Annotated in this window: 23 protein-coding genes and 1 pseudogene; 11 read left to right on the forward strand and 13 right to left on the reverse strand. The window is 60.2% G+C overall.

What is annotated here, in order from left to right; genetic code table 11:
- Window positions 1–89: 89 nt before the first annotated feature.
- A complete protein-coding gene (locus tag AC4LF3_RS00790; RefSeq protein WP_010796510.1) occupies window positions 90–1,595 on the reverse strand; it encodes a YifB family Mg chelatase-like AAA ATPase in 1,506 nt (501 codons plus the stop codon).
- A gap of 126 nt (window positions 1,596–1,721) precedes the next feature.
- Window positions 1,722–1,970 (reverse strand): annotated as a pseudogene (locus AC4LF3_RS00795) (accessory factor UbiK family protein); the annotation flags it as partial.
- 395 nt (window positions 1,971–2,365) lie between these two features.
- On the opposite strand from AC4LF3_RS00795, the gene glnK reads away from it, so the two are divergent.
- The 5 genes from glnK (at window position 2,366) to cysE (ending at window position 6,000) form a co-directional block, all read left to right on the forward strand.
- Window positions 2,366–2,704 carry a P-II family nitrogen regulator gene (gene glnK, locus AC4LF3_RS00800; RefSeq protein WP_003096476.1) on the forward strand — a complete coding sequence of 113 codons (339 nt, stop codon included), beginning with the start codon at window positions 2,366–2,368 and terminating at the stop codon, window positions 2,702–2,704.
- Window positions 2,705–2,746: 42 nt separating this feature from the next.
- On the forward strand, window positions 2,747–4,084 hold the full coding sequence (locus AC4LF3_RS00805) for an ammonium transporter (protein WP_010796512.1): 1,338 nt from the start codon (window positions 2,747–2,749) through the stop codon (window positions 4,082–4,084).
- 201 nt (window positions 4,085–4,285) lie between these two features.
- The gene (locus AC4LF3_RS00810) at window positions 4,286–4,711 is read left to right on the forward strand and encodes a secondary thiamine-phosphate synthase enzyme YjbQ (protein WP_010796513.1); all 426 of its coding nucleotides are present in this window, start codon (window positions 4,286–4,288) and stop codon (window positions 4,709–4,711) included.
- Window positions 4,712–4,779: 68 nt separating this feature from the next.
- Window positions 4,780–5,109, forward strand: coding sequence for a dormancy-specific transcriptional regulator SutA (sutA, locus tag AC4LF3_RS00815; protein WP_010796514.1), 330 nt, complete (start codon window positions 4,780–4,782; stop codon window positions 5,107–5,109).
- A gap of 96 nt (window positions 5,110–5,205) precedes the next feature.
- Window positions 5,206–6,000: a serine O-acetyltransferase gene (gene cysE, locus AC4LF3_RS00820; protein ID WP_491834618.1), complete on the forward strand. Its 795-nt coding sequence runs from the start codon at window positions 5,206–5,208 to the stop codon at window positions 5,998–6,000.
- A 13-nt stretch (window positions 6,001–6,013) separates the two neighbouring features.
- Here cysE and AC4LF3_RS00825 read toward each other — a convergent pair whose 3' ends face one another.
- The 6 genes from AC4LF3_RS00825 to lptM are packed head-to-tail and all read right to left on the reverse strand — an operon-like array spanning window position 6,014 to window position 10,511.
- Window positions 6,014–6,709 (reverse strand): HAD family hydrolase, encoded by a 696-nt coding sequence (locus AC4LF3_RS00825; RefSeq protein WP_491834619.1) that lies wholly within the window; start codon window positions 6,707–6,709, stop codon window positions 6,014–6,016.
- Window positions 6,706–7,599 carry a tyrosine recombinase XerC gene (gene xerC, locus AC4LF3_RS00830; RefSeq protein WP_010796518.1) on the reverse strand — a complete coding sequence of 298 codons (894 nt, stop codon included), beginning with the start codon at window positions 7,597–7,599 and terminating at the stop codon, window positions 6,706–6,708. The genes AC4LF3_RS00825 and xerC overlap by 4 nt, the downstream gene beginning before the upstream one ends.
- A 1-nt stretch (window position 7,600) precedes the next feature.
- Window positions 7,601–8,290, reverse strand: a complete 690-nt coding sequence (locus AC4LF3_RS00835) for a DUF484 family protein (RefSeq protein WP_074821270.1) — start codon at window positions 8,288–8,290, stop codon at window positions 7,601–7,603.
- Window positions 8,287–9,117 (reverse strand): diaminopimelate epimerase, encoded by an 831-nt coding sequence (dapF, locus tag AC4LF3_RS00840; RefSeq protein ID WP_010796520.1) that lies wholly within the window; start codon window positions 9,115–9,117, stop codon window positions 8,287–8,289. The genes AC4LF3_RS00835 and dapF overlap by 4 nt, the downstream gene beginning before the upstream one ends.
- A 6-nt stretch (window positions 9,118–9,123) precedes the next feature.
- Window positions 9,124–10,371, reverse strand: a complete 1,248-nt coding sequence (gene lysA, locus AC4LF3_RS00845) for a diaminopimelate decarboxylase (RefSeq protein ID WP_491834620.1) — start codon at window positions 10,369–10,371, stop codon at window positions 9,124–9,126.
- Between the two features lie 14 nt (window positions 10,372–10,385).
- Window positions 10,386–10,511, reverse strand: coding sequence for an LPS translocon maturation chaperone LptM (gene lptM, locus AC4LF3_RS00850; protein ID WP_010796522.1), 126 nt, complete (start codon window positions 10,509–10,511; stop codon window positions 10,386–10,388).
- Window positions 10,512–10,686: 175 nt separating this feature from the next.
- On the opposite strand from lptM, the gene cyaY reads away from it, so the two are divergent.
- From cyaY to rnk, 3 genes are all read left to right on the forward strand, one after another.
- The gene (gene cyaY / locus AC4LF3_RS00855; RefSeq protein WP_219651446.1) at window positions 10,687–11,022 is read left to right on the forward strand and encodes an iron donor protein CyaY; all 336 of its coding nucleotides are present in this window, start codon (window positions 10,687–10,689) and stop codon (window positions 11,020–11,022) included.
- Window positions 10,997–11,224: a DUF1289 domain-containing protein gene (locus AC4LF3_RS00860; RefSeq protein ID WP_219651448.1), complete on the forward strand. Its 228-nt coding sequence runs from the start codon at window positions 10,997–10,999 to the stop codon at window positions 11,222–11,224. The genes cyaY and AC4LF3_RS00860 overlap by 26 nt, the downstream gene beginning before the upstream one ends.
- A 186-nt stretch (window positions 11,225–11,410) precedes the next feature.
- Window positions 11,411–11,806 (forward strand): nucleoside diphosphate kinase regulator, encoded by a 396-nt coding sequence (gene rnk, locus AC4LF3_RS00865; protein ID WP_074821715.1) that lies wholly within the window; start codon window positions 11,411–11,413, stop codon window positions 11,804–11,806.
- Here rnk and AC4LF3_RS00870 read toward each other — a convergent pair whose 3' ends face one another.
- Complete coding sequence (locus AC4LF3_RS00870) at window positions 11,807–14,662, reverse strand: class I adenylate cyclase domain-containing protein (protein WP_491834621.1); 2,856 nt, start codon at window positions 14,660–14,662, stop codon at window positions 11,807–11,809.
- Window positions 14,663–14,787: 125 nt separating this feature from the next.
- Window positions 14,788–15,072 carry a hypothetical protein gene (locus tag AC4LF3_RS00875; RefSeq protein ID WP_219651452.1) on the reverse strand — a complete coding sequence of 95 codons (285 nt, stop codon included), beginning with the start codon at window positions 15,070–15,072 and terminating at the stop codon, window positions 14,788–14,790.
- Window positions 15,073–15,134: 62 nt separating this feature from the next.
- On the opposite strand from AC4LF3_RS00875, the gene AC4LF3_RS00880 reads away from it, so the two are divergent.
- Window positions 15,135–16,121, forward strand: coding sequence for a magnesium transporter CorA family protein (locus AC4LF3_RS00880; protein WP_010796528.1), 987 nt, complete (start codon window positions 15,135–15,137; stop codon window positions 16,119–16,121).
- A gap of 3 nt (window positions 16,122–16,124) precedes the next feature.
- Here the strand turns inward: AC4LF3_RS00880 and AC4LF3_RS00885 are convergent, their stop codons facing one another.
- Complete coding sequence (locus AC4LF3_RS00885) at window positions 16,125–16,562, reverse strand: FlxA-like family protein (RefSeq protein WP_239383197.1); 438 nt, start codon at window positions 16,560–16,562, stop codon at window positions 16,125–16,127.
- A gap of 168 nt (window positions 16,563–16,730) precedes the next feature.
- On the reverse strand, window positions 16,731–17,255 hold the full coding sequence (locus AC4LF3_RS00890; RefSeq protein WP_125888128.1) for a RipA family octameric membrane protein: 525 nt from the start codon (window positions 17,253–17,255) through the stop codon (window positions 16,731–16,733).
- A 167-nt stretch (window positions 17,256–17,422) separates the two neighbouring features.
- On the opposite strand from AC4LF3_RS00890, the gene AC4LF3_RS00895 reads away from it, so the two are divergent.
- Window positions 17,423–18,091 carry a glutathione S-transferase family protein gene (locus tag AC4LF3_RS00895; protein ID WP_312509178.1) on the forward strand — a complete coding sequence of 223 codons (669 nt, stop codon included), beginning with the start codon at window positions 17,423–17,425 and terminating at the stop codon, window positions 18,089–18,091.
- 85 nt (window positions 18,092–18,176) lie between these two features.
- Window positions 18,177–19,052 (forward strand): NAD(P)-dependent oxidoreductase, encoded by an 876-nt coding sequence (locus tag AC4LF3_RS00900; protein WP_491834622.1) that lies wholly within the window; start codon window positions 18,177–18,179, stop codon window positions 19,050–19,052.
- Between the two features lie 42 nt (window positions 19,053–19,094).
- On the opposite strand, the gene argH is transcribed toward AC4LF3_RS00900, so the two are convergent.
- Window positions 19,095–20,489 (reverse strand): argininosuccinate lyase, encoded by a 1,395-nt coding sequence (gene argH, locus AC4LF3_RS00905; protein WP_491834623.1) that lies wholly within the window; start codon window positions 20,487–20,489, stop codon window positions 19,095–19,097.
- Window positions 20,490–20,613: the final 124 nt, after the last annotated feature.

A 20,613-nucleotide genomic window follows, 5' to 3' on the forward strand; every position in this document is an offset into this window, starting at 1 on the left:
TCGGCGCCAAGGTGGCTGCAAAGGAGTGCCTAGCCGACCCGCTCCGAGGGTCGGCATTGAAACACGAGGTGGTTGTCGCTCAGGTCACCTCAGGCACTCGCGGGTCTGTACTGCAATGCTTCAGCCAGATGAGACCGCAAAATCTGCGGCTCTGCTGCAAGATCGGCTAACGTACGTGCCACCTTGATCACTCGGTGCAGGGCGCGCAGGGACAGCCCCAGCCGTTCACCTGCGCTCTCGATCCACCGCTGGTCGTCTGCCGTCAATGCACAGTGTTGGTGCAAGGCACGCAAATCCAGAAAGGCATTCGCCACCCCTTGGCGAGCCAGTTGCCGCTCACGGGCGGCGGCGACCTGTTCGGCAGCCTGTTGCGTTGTAAGGCGGCCGGAATCGTTCTTGGTGTCAGGGCCGCCCAGACGCACACTTTCCCGGGCGACGGTGATATGCATGTCGATCCGGTCCAGCAGTGGGCCGGAAAGTTTACCACGATAACGTTGTACCTGATCGGGCGAGCAACGGCAGCGGCCGGCCGGATCACCCAGATAGCCGCATGGGCAGGGGTTCATGGCGGCGACCAGTTGGAAGCGGGCCGGAAAGCGGACACGGTCCCGGGCGCGGGAAATCACGATCTCGCCACTTTCCAGCGGCTCGCGCAGGACTTCCAGCACCTTACGGTCAAATTCGGGCAGCTCGTCCAGAAACAGCACGCCTTGATGCGCCAGAGTGATTTCGCCCGGGCGAGGGCGACTGCCGCCACCCACCAGGGCGGGGCCCGAGGCCGAGTGATGCGGCTGCCGGAATGGCCGCTGCGGCCAGTGAGCCATGGGCGTGTGGCTGGCGACCGAATGAATCGCAGCCACTTCCAGGGCTTCGAATTCATTCAGGGGCGGCAGCAGACCGGGCAGGCGGCTGGCCAGCAGGGTTTTTCCGGTCCCGGGCGGGCCTGCCAGCAAGAGGTTGTGCGAGCCTGCCGCTGCAACCACCAGGGCGCGTTTGGCAGCCACTTGGCCCTGCACGTCAACAAGGTCGGGGTAGGGTTGCTCCTGCCGTCTCAGCCCCTGGGCCTCGTACGGCGTAAGGGGCGTCTGCCCGGTAAAGTGCGCTGCGATCTCCAGCAGATGGCCCACCGCGATGACTTTAAGCCCGCCAGCCAGACTGGCTTCCTCGGCGTTTTCATGGGGCACGATCAGTGTGCGTCCGGCTTCCCGTGCGGCAAGCGCTGCGGGTAATACGCCCTGGACGGGGCGCAGTGCACCGGAGAGCGCCAGCTCACCCAGGCATTCGATATCGGCCAGGGCATCCGCAGGTAGCTGCGCACTGGCCGCCAGAATGCCAAGGGCAATGGCCAGATCGAAGCGGCCACCATCCTTGGGCAGGTCGGCAGGGGCAAGGTTTAGGGTGATGCGGCGTGCCGGAAAGTCGAAGCCTGAATTGAGGATGGCGCTACGCACGCGATCCTTACTCTCCTTGACGGCGGTTTCCGGCAGGCCGACCAGGGTCAATGCGGGCAGACCGTTGGCCAGATGCGCTTCTACAGTGACACAGGGGGCTTCCACGCCCACCTGGGCGCGGCTACAAACGATGGCGAGGGACATGATCACTCCTTGATCAGTGTCCCGCCGGCCGGGTTATTCGGCGGTCGGCGGGGTGGGTTCCGTTTTGTTGTTCTGGAAAGCCATTTTGGCTGATGTCGGTGCGTCCTGTGCAGGCTGGGCGGCAGCAGCAGGCTCTTTGCCCTGGCCTTCCAATTCGGCCAGGCGAGCTTCCAAGGCCTCAAGGCGAGCGCGGGTGCGTTCAAGGACCAGCATCTGGGTGTCGAATTCTTCACGGCTAACCAGATCGAGCTTGCTAAATCCGCTCTGCATCAGTGCCTTGAACTGGTTTTCGATATCGGCACGGGGCGAGCCTTCTCCGAACAGGCGGCTGGCTTGTTGGGTCAGGGAGTCGAGTAGCGCTTTGGGTGGGAACATACGCTTCATCCATTAAAAAGTGTGTGGACCAGTGTATCACGCTCCTTTCCAGCGCCAGGATGCCGGGCATCTGCACATTTTTTGGGCACCTCTTCCGGGCACTGTGCGCCAGGATGGTGCGATCTGCTGTGAAATGGACGCTATCTCATTCAACCGAAGCGCATAGAGGCGTTGCGCCATGCGGCTTTGCACGAAATGGCAAGGTTTCTGCTTTAGCCGTTATGACAGAGGCATCACGCACCAGGGATGCGGAAGCGAAGCGGTGATTGCTTCGTAGGCGGGCGAGGGTGGCGGCGAACCGTTTTAGAGCGGGGCGACGTTACAAAGCCACAGACTGCGCTTAGACTTGAGACGGGGTTCGTTCCTGGGGCAAGTCCACTTTTCGGGAGAAGTTCATGAAACTAGTCACCGCCATCATCAAGCCGTTCAAGCTCGACGACGTCCGCGAGTCATTGTCCGAGATCGGCGTTCAAGGCATTACCGTCACCGAGGTCAAGGGTTTCGGTCGCCAGAAGGGGCACACGGAGCTATACCGTGGCGCCGAATACGTTGTCGACTTCCTGCCCAAGGTGAAGATCGACGTCGCCATTGCCGATGACCAGCTCGACCGTGTCATCGAGGCCATTACCAAGGCAGCCAACACTGGCAAGATCGGTGACGGCAAGATTTTCGTTGTAAATCTGGAACAAGCCATCCGCATCCGGACCGGCGAAACCGATACCGACGCTATTTAAAAAACACCGTACTCCATACCCCCAAAGCCCCAGGAGAACATCATGACTCTGCGCAAGTACGCAGGGCTAGGAGCCCTTTTGTCCCTCGCTATGCCGAGCCTTGCCATGGCTCAGGAAGCAGCAGCGGAGCCGACGTTGAATAGCGGCGATACGGCATGGATGCTGGTGTCTACAGCACTCGTGCTTTTCATGACCATTCCGGGCCTGGCGCTGTTTTATGGCGGCATGGTTCGTGCCAAGAACATCCTGTCAGTGATGATGCAGTGTTTCGCCATTACCGGCCTGATCAGTATTCTCTGGATGATCTACGGTTATAGCCTTGCCTTCGATACCACAGGCATGGAAAAAGGCGTAACCAATTTCAATTCATTTATCGGCGGTTTCGGCAAGGCCTTCCTGAGTTCCATTACCCATGATGGGCTGACAGGTGCGGCTGCGCTGTTCCCCGAAAGCATTTTCGTCACCTTTCAAATGACCTTTGCGATCATCACCCCGGCGCTGATCGTAGGTGCGTTCGCCGAGCGCATGAAGTTCTCTGCCATGCTGGTCTTTACCGGTGTGTGGTTCACCCTGGTCTATGCACCGATCGCCCACATGGTGTGGAGCGGTGACGGTGGCCTGATGTGGGATTGGGGCGTGCTGGATTTTGCTGGCGGCACCGTGGTTCACATCAACGCCGGTATTGCCGGGCTCGTGGCTGCCCTGGTGCTGGGCAAGCGCAAGGGCTACCCGACCACCCCGATGGCACCGCACAACCTGGGATATACCCTGGTCGGCGCTGCCATGCTGTGGGTGGGCTGGTTCGGTTTCAACGCAGGCTCCGCCGTTGCGGCAAACGGCACTGCCGGCATGGCGATGCTGGTCACCCAGATCGCAACCGCCTCGGCAGCTCTGGCCTGGATGTTTGCTGAATGGATCACCCACGGTAAGCCCAGCGCCCTGGGGATTGCCTCGGGTGTGGTTGCCGGTCTGGTGGCCATTACTCCGGCTGCCGGTACAGTCGGCCCGATGGGTGCGCTGATCATCGGTGCGGTCGCGGGTGTGATCTGTTTCTTCTGCGCCACCAGCCTCAAGCGCAAGATTGGGTATGACGATTCCCTGGACGCCTTTGGTGTGCATGGTGTCGGCGGTATCGTGGGCGCGCTGCTGACCGGTATCTTCGCAGCACCGGCTCTAGGCGGCTTCGGCACCGTGACCGATATTGGCGGCCAGCTGTGGATTCAGCTCAAGGGCGTGCTGTTCACACTGGTGTATACCGGCATCCTGACCTTCGTCATCCTGAAGGTGATCGACATGGTCATGGGCCTGCGTGTCAGCGATGAGGAAGAGACCGTGGGTCTGGACCTGACGCTGCACAATGAGCGTGGTTACAATATGTAATAGCGAGCCGGCTACCGTTTGTCGGTCAAAAAAGGGCGCCTTCGGGCGCTCTTTTCGTATGCGCGAAAGAAAGTCATTTTTCGTGCGTTATTGCCCGGAACACCCGCTCGTAGCCCCGGTCTGAACGTCAGCTTTAAAGAGCCTCTTTGTTTTTTCGAAAGCCGCGCTAGAATGCGCGCCCAGCAAGCCTAGGAGTCCGCCATGTGGCATCAGCGACAGATCACGCTGCGCGCCCGAAGCCGTGGATTCCATCTCATCACGGACGAGGTGGAATCGGCTTTGCCCGAACTGAAAAGCTGTCAGATCGGGCTGCTCAACCTGTGGCTGCAGCACACGTCGGCTTCATTGACGATCAATGAAAATGCCGACAGCGCGGTGCGTCGCGATTTCGAACGGTTCTTCAACCAGCTCGTGCCGCAGAACGTGCCAGGGTACGAACACGATTACGAAGGGCCGGACGATCTACCGGCACACTTCAAGAGCAGCCTTCTGGGCTGCAGCCTGACCATACCCGTGCAGGCCGGAAGGCTGGCGCTAGGGACGTGGCAGGGGATTTACCTGGGTGAGCACCGTGACCATGGCGGCGCTCGTCGGATAATGGCTACCTTGCAGGGTATGCCAGCATGAATTTTTCTTGAGCAGCCACGTCAAACTCGCGGCTGGTCAGTAACTAACCTGGTTTTCGAGGGTTTTTTATGAGTGATGAAGAGCTGGAACAGGACGATATCGAGTCCACTGATGATGACGATACCGAGGACTTTGCTGCGGCTGCAGACGAGCCCGATGTAGAAGTCGACGACAGTGCCGAGGCGGAAGAACCTGCTGCAGGCAAAGGGAAGAAGAAAAAAGAAGCCGAGCCCGAGGAGTTGCCCTCCATCGAGGCCAAGCAGAAGGAGCGTGATGCGCTCGCCAAGGCCATGGAAGAGTTTCTGGCCCGTGGCGGTAAAGTGCAGGAGATCGACGCGAATGTTGTTGCTGACCCGCCTAAAAAGCCTGACAGCAAGTACGGCAGCCGCCCGATATGATTTTAAAACCCGCCTGTATGGCGGGTTTTTTATGGGTGGCGGATTCTGGCGTGGACATTATCCTGTGCAGTCCATTTGCAGGAAGACTTCATACCGATGACCTCAACCCCAACCCTTCAGGCGCGCTGGCAGAGCCTGCGTGACCTTGCCTCCAGTGCCATTGTCCAGGAGCGCGCCCTGGAGCCCTGGCTGACCGAATCCATTCTGGAGCAGAAAGAGCTGGGGAGTGCCCTGGCATTTCGCTTGAGCCGAACGCTTACCGTCGATGTGGTGCAGCGGCAGATGCTGCACGCGCGTTTCGTGAGCGTGCAGCAGGAGCATCCCTCGCTGATCGAGAGCGCCTGGGCTGACCTTGAGGCCACTGTTACACGCGATCCTGCCTTCGATACCCCGTTGGAGGTTTTCCTGTTTTCCAAGGGCTTCCTGGCGATCCAGGCCTACCGCCTCGGACATCGGCTCTGGCTCGACGGGAACCGCATGCTGCCGCTTTATATCCAGGCTCGCTGTAACGAGATGCTGGCTGTAGACATCCATCCGGCCAGCCGTATCGGGCAGGGCATCATGCTTGATCATGGTACCGGGATCGTGATTGGCGAGACGGCGGTGGTCGAGGATGACGTGTCCATTCTGCAGGCGGTCACCCTCGGCGGGACGGGCAAGGAGTGTGGTGACCGGCATCCCAAGGTGCGGCGTGGCGTGATGATCGGCGCCGGCGCGAAGATTCTGGGCAACATCGAAATTGGCGAAGGAGCCAAGGTCGGGGCGGGCAGCATCGTGCTCAAGCCGGTCGCACCGCATACCACCGTGGTCGGCAACCCGGCCCGACCGGTTGGCACGCCACGCCACGAACAACCTGCACTGGTGATGGATCAGTCGTTCGATCAGGACTGATCCACCGTGTCGGTTAGTTCCAGCGCTCCAGTACCGCGGGGAGCTCGTTGAGGCTGCGGATCTCGGCATCCGGTGCATTTTTACCAGACCAAGGCTTGCCTGTAGGGTTGAACCAGATGGCCCGTAGCCCGGCCTGCTGAGCGCCCTGAATGTCATCGACAGGGTTATCGCCTACGTGCACCGCCGTATCGGCGGTCACGCCTGCCCGGCGTAGCGCTTCGTTGAAGGGATGCGGGTCGGGCTTGCCGATACCCAGCTCTTCTGCGCACAGGGCAAAACGGAAATAGTCAGCCAGGCCGATCTCGTGAACATCGGCATTGCCATTGGTCAGTACGCCCAGGTCATAGCGCAGCGATAGCTGTTCCAGCGTCTCGTGCACATCCTCGTACAGGGTGACCTGCTGACGAGCAGCCAGGTAGATGGCGAAACCGGCTTCGGCCAGCTGCCCGGCCTCAGGTTCTTCGTAACCGGCATCCTGCAAGGCCCCATGAATGACGCGGCGACGCAGTTCGCTGACGCGGTACCGGAGGCCGGGGTCGCGCTCCAGGAGCCGATCCCTGATCTGCCACAGGTGCTCAACCGGAACCGGTCCCAGCCGTGATGCCTCGGCTTCCATCCAGGTACGAAGCGCATCTTCGGCGCTGTGGATGACCGGTGCTATATCCCAGAGGGTGTCATCGAGATCGAAGGTAATCAGGCGGATAGTCATGTGGATTCTGTTTTTCGCTTGGCACGTGGATGGGCATCATCATAGACCTGTGCCAGGTGCTGGAAATCCAGATGGGTATAGATCTGGGTCGTGGCGATGTCCGCGTGGCCCAGCAACTCCTGTACGGCGCGCAGGTCACGGGAAGTTTCCAGCATATGACTGGCAAAACTATGGCGCAGCATGTGCGGGTGCAGGTGCTGGCCCAGTTCGCGTACGCCCGCTTCACGGACGCGCAGCTGAATCGCTCTTGGCGTGAGGCGTCGGCCGCTCTGACCGATGAACACAGCATCATCCTGGGCGGCCAGGGCGCGTTGCGGCAGCCAGCGTTCCATAGCCTCCCGCGCCTTGCTGCCCACCGGGACGATACGCCGCTTGTTGCCTTTGCCGCGAACGCTGATCAGGCCATCTTTAAGGTCCAGGTCGACAATATCCAGCCCGACCAGCTCGGACAGGCGCAGACCAGAGGAGTAGAAGAGTTCAAGCATCGCCTGGTCGCGCAGGGCAATGAAGTCATCCTCTACAGCGCCATCCAGGAGCTGTGTGGTGCGGTCCACGTCGAGGTTCTTGGGTAGCTGTTTCTGGCCTTTGGGTGCACTGACACCATTGGCGGGATCATGCTGGCAGATCCCCTCGCGAATGAGGTACTGATAAAAGCCCCGGATAGCTGAGAGCAGACGGGAAAGACTGCGGCTGGACTGCCCCTTGCGGTGCAGCTGAACAATCAGGGCGCGCAGCCGACGCGCATCGAGGCTGCTCCAGTCGGTAAGTTGCTCCTCACGGCAAAACGCCAAGAGTTTGAGCAGATCACGGCGGTAACCATCGAGAGTATGGACCGACACCTGACGCTCGCTGCGTAGGTGTTGGCAGTAAGCGTCGAGGCGTTCTTCCATGTCAGCGTACCGAACGAAGCGGAGTGGGGAAGCGCAGCAAGGCACGAGACAGCACTTCCGCCACATGGGTTAGAAATACCGTGCCTAGCGAGCTCTTGTAATGCTGTGGATCAGGACTACCAATGGCAAGTACGCCATGCATGCCTTGGTGAATCAAGGGTGCAACCGCGGCCGATCCAACCTCGTCCTGCGCGGCTTCGCCAAACAGGAATTTCAGTTCATGTGAGCGCAACGCCCCGCTGACCGCCTTGCCGCCCGACAGCAGTCCACCAATACACTGGTGCGCCTCGGCGCTGGTCACGCTGCGGCCTACCGGCAAGGGCGATTCGTGGAACAGAATCAGCCCTACATAAGGCACCTTGAACTCATGGCGCAAGCTGTCTTCGACTGTGCTGATCACATCTTCCAATGTATTGGCATCCATGAGATCAAGCACGAGACGGCGGGTTTTATCGAACAACCGGTCATTATCACGAGCCACATCCATCAGATGCGCCAGCCGATGACGCATTTCGACGTTGCGGTCGCGCAGCAGACCCAGCTGGCGCTCCACAAGGGAGACCGCCGTGCCGCGCTGGTGCGGAATGCGCATCTCGGCCAGCAGGTCCTCGCGGTCTGCAAAGAAGTCCGGATGCTGTTCCAGCCAGGCCGCAACCTGATCGGCATCGAGCGGGGGCGTTTGGTCTGTCATAAACGTACCTGGCCTTCGTATACACGGACGGCGGGTCCTGTCATGAGCACCGGCTTGCCGGGGCCGGCCCATTCGATATCGAGCAGGCCGCCAGGCAGCTCGATCTGTACAGGCGAATTTAGCCAGCCCTGGCGAATACCCGCAACCACGGCTGCACAGGCGCCGGTCCCGCAGGCCTGGGTTTCACCGGCACCGCGCTCCCAGACGCGCAGGCGCGCCCGGTGTTCATCGATGACCTGGAGAAAACCGATATTGGCCCGGTTCGGAAAACGGGGATGATGCTCAAGTTTGGGGCCGAGTTCATGCACTGGCGCGGTATCGACATTGTCGACCCGCAGGACGCCGTGGGGGTTGCCCATGGACACCGCTGCAAGTTCGACGGTACGGCCCTCGACCTGTACCGGGTAGCTGATCGCCTCGGCGTCGGCCTCGAATGGGATCTGCCTGGGCTCAAGGCGCGGCGCCCCCATGTCGACCGTCACCTGATTGTCGTTACGCAGCCGCAGCTCGATGATGCCGCCTTTGGTCTCGACCTTGATAACTTTCTTGACCGTCAGACGCTTGTCGAAGACAAAGCGGGCAAAGCAGCGCGCACCATTGCCGCACTGCTCGACCTCTGAGCCATCGGAGTTGAAAATCCGATAGCGGAAATCGACATCCGGGTTGCTTGGCGTTTCGACGATCAGGAGCTGATCGAAGCCGACCCCCGTGTGCCGATCGCCCCACTGGCGGGCGTGCTTGGGCTGGATATGCGCGTGCTGGCTAATCAGGTCAAGGACCATGAAATCATTGCCAAGCCCGTGCATCTTGGTAAACCGCAATAGCATGAGAGGTCACTCCGGTAGCCGGCTTTCGCCTGCATAGAGTTCCTCGACCGTCTCACGGCGGCGCACCTCGAAGGCCTGCTCGCCATCTACCAGCACCTCAGCCGCACGACCGCGACTGTTGTAATTCGAACTCATGGTAAAGCCATAAGCGCCTGCAGAGCAGACCGCCAGCAGATCACCTTCGGCCAGCGCCAGATCCCGGCCCTTGGCCAGGAAGTCGCCGGTCTCGCAGATCGGGCCGACCAGATCATAGGCACGGGTCTCGCCATCGCGAGGCGTCACGGGCACGACGTCCATCCAGGCTTCATACAAGGCCGGACGGATCAGGTCGTTCATGGCTGCATCGATAATGGCGAAGTCCTTGTGCTCGGTGTGCTTGAGGTATTCCACACGCGTAAGCAGCACGCCGGCATTGGCCACGATGAAGCGGCCGGGCTCGAAAACCAGAGCAATATTCCGTCCGGCAATGCGCTCGCGGATCGCCTTGATGTAATCGCTCGCCAGAGGCGGCTCCTCGTTGCGGTAACGCACGCCCAGGCCGCCACCGAGGTCCAGGTAACGGATTGTGATGCCACGCTCGGCCAAGCGGTCAATCAGTGCCAGCAAACGATCCAGCGCATCGATGAACGGCTCGAGCGTGGTGAGCTGGGAGCCGATGTGGCAGTCCACTCCGATGATCTGAAGGTTTGGCAGCTCCGCTGCGCGAGCGTATACGGCCTCGGCCTCGGCGATATCGATACCAAACTTGTTTTCCTTGAGGCCGGTGGAGATGTACGGGTGGGTACCGGCATCCACATCAGGATTCACCCGCAGCGAGACGGGTGCCTTGCGGCCCATTTCGGCGGCGACTTCCTGCAGGCGCTCAAGCTCCACCCGGGACTCCACATTGAAGCAGTGCACGCCGACTTCCAGCGCGCGGCGCATGTCGTCTCGGGTCTTGCCGACCCCGGAGAACACCACCTTGGCGGCTTCGCCGCCAGCGGCCAGTACACGCTCCAGCTCGCCACGGGACACGATGTCGAACCCTGCACCCATCCGCGCCAGGACGTTGAGAACGCCCAGGTTGGAGTTGGCCTTGACAGCAAAGCAGACGAGATGGGGCAGCCCGGCCAGCGCATCGGTATAGGCGCGGTACTGGCCCTCGATGTGTGCCCGGGAATACACGTAAGTGGGCGTGCCGAAGCGCTCTGCAATAGCGCTCAGCGGCACACCTTCCGCATGCAGGCTACCTGCGCGGGATGTAAATGACTCCATGGAAGGCTCCCTGGTCAGAACGTGTCGTGGCGATGCTCGTGAGCCGCTTTTTCATCGTCCGGAAGGTACAGGTCACCTTTTTGGCCGCAGCCTGCCAGCAGGCATGCGAAAGCAATTAGAGCAAGGGAAAGGCGCTTCATGGCGAATCCTTTGAAAAGCATGATTGACCCGGAGTATACCCGGCACCTGCCCCCTTGCCTATGTAACGCCGCGCGTGCCTGACAGGCCTGGGCGGTGCAGCCCTCTTTGCGACTGGACGAGGGGCGGTCGCCGGGGTAACGTCGAAGTTTTTTCAATACCGATTCAAGGAATCCCATGAGCAGTCTGAGCGAAGCCCGCTTCCACGATCTTGTCGATACTACCCAGCAGGCGGTCGAAGACATCCTCGACGACAGCGATCTGGACCTGGATCTGGAGAACAGCGCCGGTGTCCTCACGATTCGCCTGGAAAACGGCAGTCAGGTCATTCTGAGTCGTCAGCCTCCGCTACGGCAGCTCTGGGTGGCGGCCCGCTCGGGCGGCTATCACTTCGATTATGACGAGGCGGGCAACCGGTGGATCTGCGACAGCACTCAGGAGCCGCTGGGCGAACTGCTGACCCGTGTCATTCGCGAGCAGACGGGCGATGAGCTCGATTTCAGCCAGCTCTGATCCTGCGTCATCAGGCGAGGACGCCGAATCGGTGCCCTCGCCCTGCGTTCGGCGCTGTTGCCTGGACGATCACGATATCTGCCTGGGCTGCGGCCGCACGCTGGATGAGATTCTGGCCTGGGGCGAAGCGTCAGCCGAAGCGCGTCGGGCCATTATTCTGACCGCACAGGCGCGCAGGGACCATCGATCCAACACTGGCTGACCGGTGGTTCCGTCTACCCTGATCCCTGTGTTACGGTCAGGCCATCCGCAGCCGAAGGGCTGCACTCCCAACGCCGCCCGTGCGGCATCCGTTTCGGCATGAGACATGCTGTTCAGTACCTCGAAGCGCCGCCTGCAGCCGCTGCTGCAAGCGCGTTTCCGACATCCAGCCGCCAAAGGAGGCATCATGCGCCAGATCGCTCAGCCCATCATTACGCAGACTGACTACCAGCAGCTCGACCGCCTGCTCGATAGCCTTGAGGAATTCGGCCCGGCTGCCGAGGCGCTCGAAGAGGAGCTGGAGCGCGCCAAGGTGGTGCCGCCTGATGAGGCGGAAGGTGTTGTGACCATGCATTCCCAAGTGCATTGCCGCGAAGAAGGCAGCGGCAAGGAGTACCACCTGCGTCTGGTGTATCCCAACGAAGCCCGGGAAGAAGGCACCGTATCCGTGCTGACGCCCGTGGGCAGTGCACTGCTGGGCCAGACGGTAGGTCAGCGCGTTGAGTGCACGGCACCCGGCGGGAAAACGCTGCACCTGTCGCTACTGGAGCTGGAGCCGACGGCCAAAGCAGTCGGCTACTGATCAGACTGCCATGAATGCTTGGTTGAGCGCCTCTTCCAGCTCTGCCTTAAGCCTCAGGTAGGCTAGGGTGTGCGGGCGAGGCTCGCCAGGCACGTGCAGAAGATCCAGATCCGTCAGGTAGCAGCGGTAACGTTCTCCGGTACGGCGGCGCGCCAGGATATGGCGTGCCACCTCCTGGTACAGCCGTGGGCCGTAGTCGAGCTCGGAAAACTCACGGTGATCGCAGTATAAGGTTACCAGGCGGCGCCCGGCCTTGGTGGCGGTCACAATGGCCTGAACCGCATAGTACGGCACCGTTTCCAGGGGCAGATCAATCTGTCGCCGCTCCAGATGCCGCGCCCGTTGAGGTGCTGGGGGCAGGACCTGGAAATAGTGCATCTCAGCCAGCGGTACCCGACTGGCCTCCAGGGGCACTTGGGCACTCTGCCGGCGGTGAATGGAATGCAGGAAACGCTGCAGGGGGGCCAGCAGCGTATGCTCATCATGGAAAGGCAAGCGCTGTGACCAGAGGGCGTTGTGCTCATCCAGTACGTAGACACGTGCCGTTTCACCTTCCTGTCGATAAAACACCTGAATGCTGCCGGTACGGCCCAGCGGCAGGATAAGGCCGAGTTCGTCACCCTCCAACGCATGGGGGTCCAGGCTCAGGGGCGTCCATTCCTGCTTTGGAGCGGACAGGTGCAGCAACAGCGAATCCCGGTCGGCCAGTGGCGTATGGCTCAGCTTGCCCTCGCGCAGCTCGAGCATGTGGAAACGCTGCTGGATCTGGAGCAGGTAGCGCGTCTTGTGCTCACGCAGCATGGCCGTGCGGACTTCGTCGAACACTGCTTCCACGCGTTCTACGATCAGCGGTGCCCGGTTCCGGCAAAAGCTGCGTATCGACAGGCGAGGCAATGACTCCTGATCGCCAGAGGGCAGGCTGTTGAAGTAGGCGCATAAGCAGTCGAGCAGGGCATTGGCCCCTTCGAAACGGTTGACGTACAGTTCGTTCCAGCTGTTGAGGGTGATCTGGTCCAGCGTCAGCACCAGGTTCTCACGCATCCCGGCGTAGCCCAGGGCGTCGATACGATCGCTGGTGAGGTAGACATTGCGCTGACTGTGCTGGTAGAGCGGATCGATCCCTACGTTGATCAGCAGCAACACCTCGCGAGGCGCGGCCGGACGAAGCAGGACGGCTTCCGGTACGGTGTCCGGTCGGTCGTTGAAGCTCTGCTGGAAACTCTGGATCAGGTTGTTGAGTTCGAACGGGGTAAGGTCGCTCTCGCCGGCATGTAAGGTAAGGCGGGTGGCATTGTCGATAATGCCGTTGTAGCGACACCAGGCCAGCAGCTCGGCCAGTTCCCAGGTGCGCTTGAGTGGGGAGTGCGAATGGCACTCTTCTGCCGTCACGTTGCCACGGTGCAATGACCACGGGCGGCGGCGCTCGCCAAAGGGGCGCTCTTCCTGCACTAGGGTCACAAACTCCTCGGCCAGGTCTGGCGCAATGCCCGGGTTGATAAAGTCGATTTTGCCCGCCTTGCGCTCGAACGCCGCATACAGGCGGCGCCCCAGAATACTCAGGTCGCGCGGGGCGAGGTGGCTTTCAACCTGCTGTTGCTGGGCGAACTGCGCCAGGAAGCGGTAGCTGTGAGTCAGGGCATTGACCAGAATCCGACGCTCGGCGCTGACGTCATCTACCTTCCAGCCCTGGCGCTCGTCCAGCTTGCGCAGCATATGCTCATCCCAGCCCCAGGACTGGGTCAGCTTTTCCATCAGCAGACGTTGCCAGCTCTTGCGGCCCTGCCGGGGCAGACGGCTCAGGGGCTTGCCAACCTTGAGGTACAGGCAACGACGGACCAGTTCGAGCCGATCCAGGTCGCCGCGCAGGAGCAGATATTCTTCCAGGCGCTGGTACACCAGCCTATAGGGATCGACCTGATCGAGATCCGTGACGCCCGAATGGACCAGCTGTTTGAGGCGTCGGCTGAGCGTGACCGTGTGCGGGTGCTCGCAGGCGTACAGCTCGGTCACCATGAGTTTCAGGACTGATTTGTAGGGCGAGCTGATCCCTTTGAATAGTTGCCACAGCCCGGCGCCAATGTATTCGCCTGGAGGGATGTGGTCGATATGGCCGAAATCCAGTACCTCGCGCGCCTTGATGAAGCGATGGTGCAATAGTCGCTGGGTAAAGCCTTCGTAGTCGCTCTCCTCCTGAGCGACCGGCACCTGCCACCATAAAGGCGTACGGCCGCCTAGCCAGATGGCGGTGCGATAGAACTCGTCGAGTAGCAGAAAGTGCTGCGCCGTACCGCAATCGTCCGACGTCAGGAGCCCCGGGCGCTGGCCCTGGCTGAACTGGTCGGCGTCAATCAGAAAGATATGCAGCTCGGCATTGAGCGAGGCCGCCCAGGTTTCAAGCAGGGCGCACTTGCGCTGCAACTCGGCGAGCGCCTGTGCACTCATGCCGGGGGCATGGCAGAGCCAGATATCCAGGTCGCTGCTGTCGGCCTGGGTTAGGGTGCCCAGGCTGCCCATAAGGTAAAGGCCATGCAGCGGCTCGTCCCGATGTGTACGTGCGGGCTTATAGGCAAACGAGCGGGCAAGGCGACGGGCTTCTGCCAGCTGCTCGTCCGTCGGCTCAAAGCCGGTCAGGCCGGCCGGCGTACTGGCCGAGACATAGCCCGGCAGCATGGGATGGTTGACGTGCAGCAACAGGGGCAGCAGGGTCAATACCGGCTGCTGTCGGCTGGGCAGGCCTTCCAGAGCGCGAACGAGGCGACCAGTGTTGATGGTCAGAAAGCGCGCGCGTACCTGCTTGAGGGCTTTGCGATCAATGCCCTCGTCGTCATCCAGTTGAAGGTCAGGGAAACGGGTCATGACGGGTCCATAGCTAAGCCGCAAGCGTACCAGTCGTACCCATAAAGTACGACTGGTTCACAGTGCGTTCGTCTCGCTGGACGCTACCGCCTGTCCAAAACCACCGGTGGGCGGTTCGCTCTGCGCTACTCCACGTCCGCACCGGTTTCCGGTAAATCCGGCAGCGCCCGCAGCAATTGTTCGTAGCGGGTCGTGTCGAAGGGGCGGTCTTCGGTCATCATGGTTTCGATCTCGTTGGCCAGCACAATCGCCATCAGGTGGACGATTTCCTCACGTTCGTGCCCTACCAGGGTCAGTTTATTGAAGACGGCCTGTGTAAAAGGCGGTTCGCCGGCCGCCAACTGGTTCTCGATCGCCGAGATCAGATGGGATTCGACAAAGGATTCTTCGTTGTCATCATGGTCAGACATGGTATTGGTTCACTCAGGACAGTTGATGCCAGTCACTGGCAGATAATGGAGTTCAAGCAGCAATGATTACCTGCTACACCCTCGTTAACGGTATGTTAACCCCTAAGACCATTACGCCCGACGAGCCTTTCCCTCAGGATGCCTTGTGGATCGATCTTTTATCGCCTACCGATGAGGAAGAGCAGTTCCTGGAAAAGAGCCTGGCGGTAAACATTCCGACCCGGGAAGAGATGGCCGAAATCGAAGAGTCGTCCCGTCTGTACGAGAGTGAGCGGGCCCTGCACATGACGACAACGGTCGTCAGCGGATTCAGCGAACACCAGCCGACGGCTTCGGTGCTCAACTTTGTTTTGACGCCCGAGTGGCTGGTAACGGTGCGTTACGCCGAGCTATCAGCCTTTCGTGCCTTTCGCACCAAGCTCAGCCAGCACCCCGGACTGCACAAGCGCAGCGATACCATTTTCATCTCGCTGCTCGACAGCCTGGTCGACCGGATTGCCGATATTCTCGAATCGGTTCAGGCCCATCATAACCGGCTGGCCAATGCCATTTTCCGGGAGCCCAAGCCTGATGACGAAGGGCCCAAGGCGCCCAAGTCGGATCTGCAATCCATTCTGAAGCAGTTGGGGCGCAGCAGCCTGTTGCTGGCCCGGTTGAGCGATAGCCTTCTGGGCATCAATCGATTGCTCAGCTACCTGCGCCGAGCCGCCAGCGAGTGGATCTGTCGTGAAGCCAAAGCCTGGATGAAAACCGTCGAGCGTGACTCCCGCTCGCTGGGGGACTACCAGAACCGCATGAACAACGAAATCAGCTTTCTACTTGATGCCACCCTGGGCCTGATCAATATCGAGCAGAACGGCATCATCAAGGTGTTCTCGATTGCCGCCGTTCTGTTCCTGCCGCCCACGCTGGTCGGTACGGTGTACGGGATGAACTTTGAAAACATGCCCGAACTGAGCTGGCACTTCGGTTATCCCCTCGCCTTGGTAGCCATGGTGGTATCGGCCATCATTCCATATGCCTGGTTCAAGTTCCGCGACTGGCTGTAGTGATCAGGCCGTTGTGCTGACAACGGAGCCTGTGCTGCCGCTGGTGGCTTGCAGCAGCGCCGCATAGGCCTGTTGCAGCGCGGCGCTCAGGCTGCTGATCTGAGTTTGTACCGCCTGTATCCGTACTTGTTTTTCTTCTTCGGAAGCGTTGCTGGCTTGGATTTGTTGCAACTCTTTCTGGGCCTGCTGCAACTGCTTTTCCAGATCCTTGATGGTCTTTTTCAGCTTTTCGAGAGTGGTCTCGGACTCGCCGCCGCTTTGAACCTCACCACTACCAGCAGGCCCATGCTTGAGTGTCAGGCCTTGATCGGTTTTCCCGCTCTTTTCCACAGACGTCGTAGAGGTGTCAGTGTCTGCAGAAGTGGCAGATGAAGGCGAAGTGGATGGCGGTTGGAAGGCAACGTTCAGCGAGGTGGCGAGTCGGTCGGTTATTGTGGACATGGCATCCTGTCTCTTCGAAAGGGTGCCATGCCATCGGCTGGTTATCGCGGAAGTTGATTCAATAGTGATGAGTGGTTGCTAACCGTTACTCGCCGGTCGTAACGGCGTTGTTGGCAACGTTTGTAGAGGCTGACCGATGATCAGCAGCTCACATCCGTAGCCTTTTACTTAGCCGTACAGCAGATGCAGCGAGACCGCCAGCACACCCAGAAACGCCCATACCACACTAAAGATAAGCGGGGAGCGCAGCGAAAACAGCAGCGATTTTCGGTAACGGCTGCCATTGAGAGGCTCGTTTCCTGCGCCGTAAAGCGGCGTCACGCGGGTTACACAGGGTTCGTTCAGGGTGTCCAGCAGCTCGCATTGTTTGCGGTGCCAATGCTCGATTACATCAAAGGCAGCCTTGATGCCAGGCCAGGCGTGGATCGATGTCACCAACCCCAACAATGCCAGCAGAGTGGGCACATATAGGGTGAACTGAGTGCCCCATTGGCTGTTGGTATTGCTCATTGAAGACGCGAACGCAATCATCAGAAAGGACTGCGACGACAGATAGGCGTTGGTCCGGTTGGACAACATCGACGACTCGAACTGGATCTCCGCGCGGTAGAAATCAAGCTGCTCCCGGAGGCTGCCAAAGAGTGTTTCCGCCTTGTCCGTACGGGGATGCGCGGCTCCCGTAGGGCTCATCATGTGGATCGCTCCTGCTCAAAAAAGCTCTCTTGTAGGGCTTTTAAGACCGTGTAGAGTTCCGTTTCAAAGGCAACGGGCGAAGCCTTGTACAAGAAAAACTTTTCACCGACGCATTGGGCGTCTACGGTTATCTGGCTTATCTGTCCAATGCCTTGGAGGCATGTCGAATGCTCAAGCTCTATGGGTTTCCCGTCAGCAACTACTACAACATGGTCAAGTTTGCGTTGCTCGAAAAGGGGCTGGAATTCGAATCCGTCACGGTTTTCCCCAGCCAGGACGAACAGTTTCTTACCATCAGCCCCTGCGGCAAGGTGCCGGTGCTGGAAACCGAACATGGCTTTATCAGCGAAACCAGCGTGATTCTCGAGTACATCGAGGAAACCCAACCGGGAACGCCGCTGCTACCGACCGATCCCTTCGCGCGTGCCCGCGTGCGAACCCTCATGCGTGAGATCGAACTCTATATCGAGCTGCCGGCGCGCCAGTGTTACCCGGAAGTGTTCTTTGGCGCCAAGGTCGACGAAGCCATCAAGGAAAAGGCCCGGCATGAATTAAGGTCCGGTATCGCCACGCTCAAGCGGCAGGGGGCGTTCTCGCCTTATGTGGCAGGCGATACCCTGACCCTGGCCGATGTCTACTTTCTCTACAGCATCGACCTTGCCCGTGGGGTTGCCGAGCAACTGTTCAGTCTTGACCTGATGGCAGGCTTTCCGGCTGCCCAGGCGCTGCTGGATCGCCTGAAGCAGAACGCCCATGTGCAGCAGCTATATGAAGAAAAGGCCCAATCCATGAGCAGTTTTCTGGCCATGGTTCGCAAGCGTCTGGAAAGCGCCTGACCCAAGCGTTTTGTCGATCGCAGGGCACACTCGTCTGGCATGATGGTCAATCCAGCACTTAGCCATCAGTAACGAGGACATTGTCATGCGTATCGGATTCATCGGTTTGGGTGGAATGGGCAAGGGCATGGCCGGCAACCTGATCAAGGCCGGCCATGAGGTCCTGGTCTGGAATCGCTCGCAGCAGGCGGTTCAGGAAATGGTCAGCCAGGGTGCCAAGGCCGCCAGCGAGCCCGCGGACGCATTTGATGCCGAGGTGGTGGTGTCCATGCTGGCGGACGACGCCTCTACCCGCGCCGTCATTCTCGACAGTGGCGCGCTGGACCGTGCCCGCGCGGGGGCGATCCACCTCAGCATGGCCACGCTGTCGGTTGCCTTTGTAGCCGAATTGATCGAGCGTCATGCCAAGGCAGGCGTCGACTACATCTCCGCACCAGTCTTCGGGCGTACCGATGTGGCCGTGGCGGGCAAGCTGAACATTGTGGTGGCCGGCCCGCAGGCTGCGGTGGATAAGGTCCAACCATTGTTGGATGCCATGGGCCAAACGACATGGCCGCTGGGCGAGGACCCGCTACGGGCCAATATCGTCAAGATTGCCGGTAATTTCATGCTGGCAAGCGCTATCGAGACGATGGGCGAAGCGTCCGCCTTGACCAAGAGTTATGGCGTCGAGCCAGCCGATCTGTTGAATATCCTCACCAACACCCTCTTTGCGGCACCGGCTTACAAGAATTACGGAGCAATGATTGCTGAGCAGCGCTTCGAGCCGGCTGCCTTCAAGCTGACCCTTGGCCTGAAGGTTGTCGGGCTGGCGCTGAGTGCCGGTCAGGCGAAGAACGTACCGCTGCCGTTTGGCAGTGTGCTGCGGGATAACCTGCTGGAAGCCGTTGCCCAGGGCGAGGGGCATCTGGACTGGTCTGCATTGGGCGGTCGTGCGCTCAAGCGCTCCGGGCAGGCATAGGCAGAGCAGGGCGCCATCACGTATATGGCGCCCTGTTCCGATTTACCGGCTCGCCAGTAATTCCCGGCCGCGCTGAACGGCGGCGCGGACCTGCGCCGGTGCGGTGCCGCCGATGTGGTCACGGGCGTTGACCGAGCCTTCCAGGGTGAGTACTTCAAATACGTCCTGCTCGATCTGGTCGCTAAAGCGGCGCAGCTCTTCCAGGCTCATCTCGGCCAGATCCTTGCCGGAATCCACGCCATACTTCACGGCATGGCCCACAATCTCGTGACAGTCGCGGAAAGGCAGGCCTTTACGCACTAGGTAGTCCGCAAGGTCAGTAGCCGTGGAGAAGCCGCGGCGGGCCGCTTCGCGCATGATCTCGCGCTTGGGCTTGATGGCCGGGATCATGTCAGCAAAGGCGCGTAGGGAGTCACGCAGCGTGTCGGCAGCGTCGAACAGCGGCTCCTTGTCTTCCTGGTTGTCCTTGTTGTAGGCCAGCGGCTGGCCCTTCATCAGCGTCAGCAGGCCCGTCAGGGCGCCAAACACCCGGCCCGTCTTGCCACGCACCAGCTCCGGCACATCCGGGTTCTTCTTTTGCGGCATGATCGAGGAGCCGGTGCAGAAGCGGTCGGGCAGGTCGATGAACTGGAATTGAGCGCTCGTCCACAGTACTAGCTCTTCAGAGAAGCGAGACAGGTGCATCATGGCCAGCGAGGCAGCCGAGCAGAATTCGATGGCGAAGTCGCGATCGGATACACCGTCCAGCGAATTGCCGCCAACGGCCTCGAAGCCCAGCAGCTCACGTGTGATCTCGCGTTGGATCGGGTACGTGGTTCCGGCCAGGGCGGCGCTGCCCAGCGGCATGCGGTTCACGCGCTTGCGGCAGTCCACCAGACGCTCATGGTCGCGTGACAGCATCTCGAACCAGGCCAGCAGGTGATGCCCGAACGTCACGGGCTGCGCGGTCTGCAAATGGGTGAAGCCGGGCATGATGGTGTCGGCTTCACGCTCGGCCTGCTCCAGCAGACCCTGCTGCAAGCGGGTGATCTCCGCGAGGATTACATCGATCTCGTCGCGTAGCCACAACCGAATGTCTGTCGCGACTTGATCATTTCGACTGCGACCGGTGTGAAGTTTTTTACCAGTGATGCCGATACGGTCAGTAAGACGGGCTTCGATGTTCATGTGCACGTCTTCGAGATCGACGCGCCATTCGAACTGGCCTGTCTCGATTTCGTGCTGGATCTGGTTCAGTCCGTCTGCGATGGCGTCGCGTTCGGCATCCGTCAATACACCCACTTTGGCCAGCATGGTGGCGTGAGCGATGGAGCCCATGATGTCGTGGCGGTACAGGCGCTTATCGAAGTCGACCGAAGCGGTAAAACGTGCGACGAAGGCGTCGACGGGTTCGCTGAAGCGACCGCCCCAGGATTGATTGGTTTTTTCGTTGCTCATTGGTGGGCTCGCAAATGGCACTGAACGTGAATGGACGTAACGGGATGATAACAGCCTTGCGCTGGTGCAACGTGCACCACAGTTATCCCGTTAACTTTAAAACAACCTTGCCGTTCGTCGGATA

Source organism: Pseudomonas sp. C2.3V (assembly GCF_058536325.1).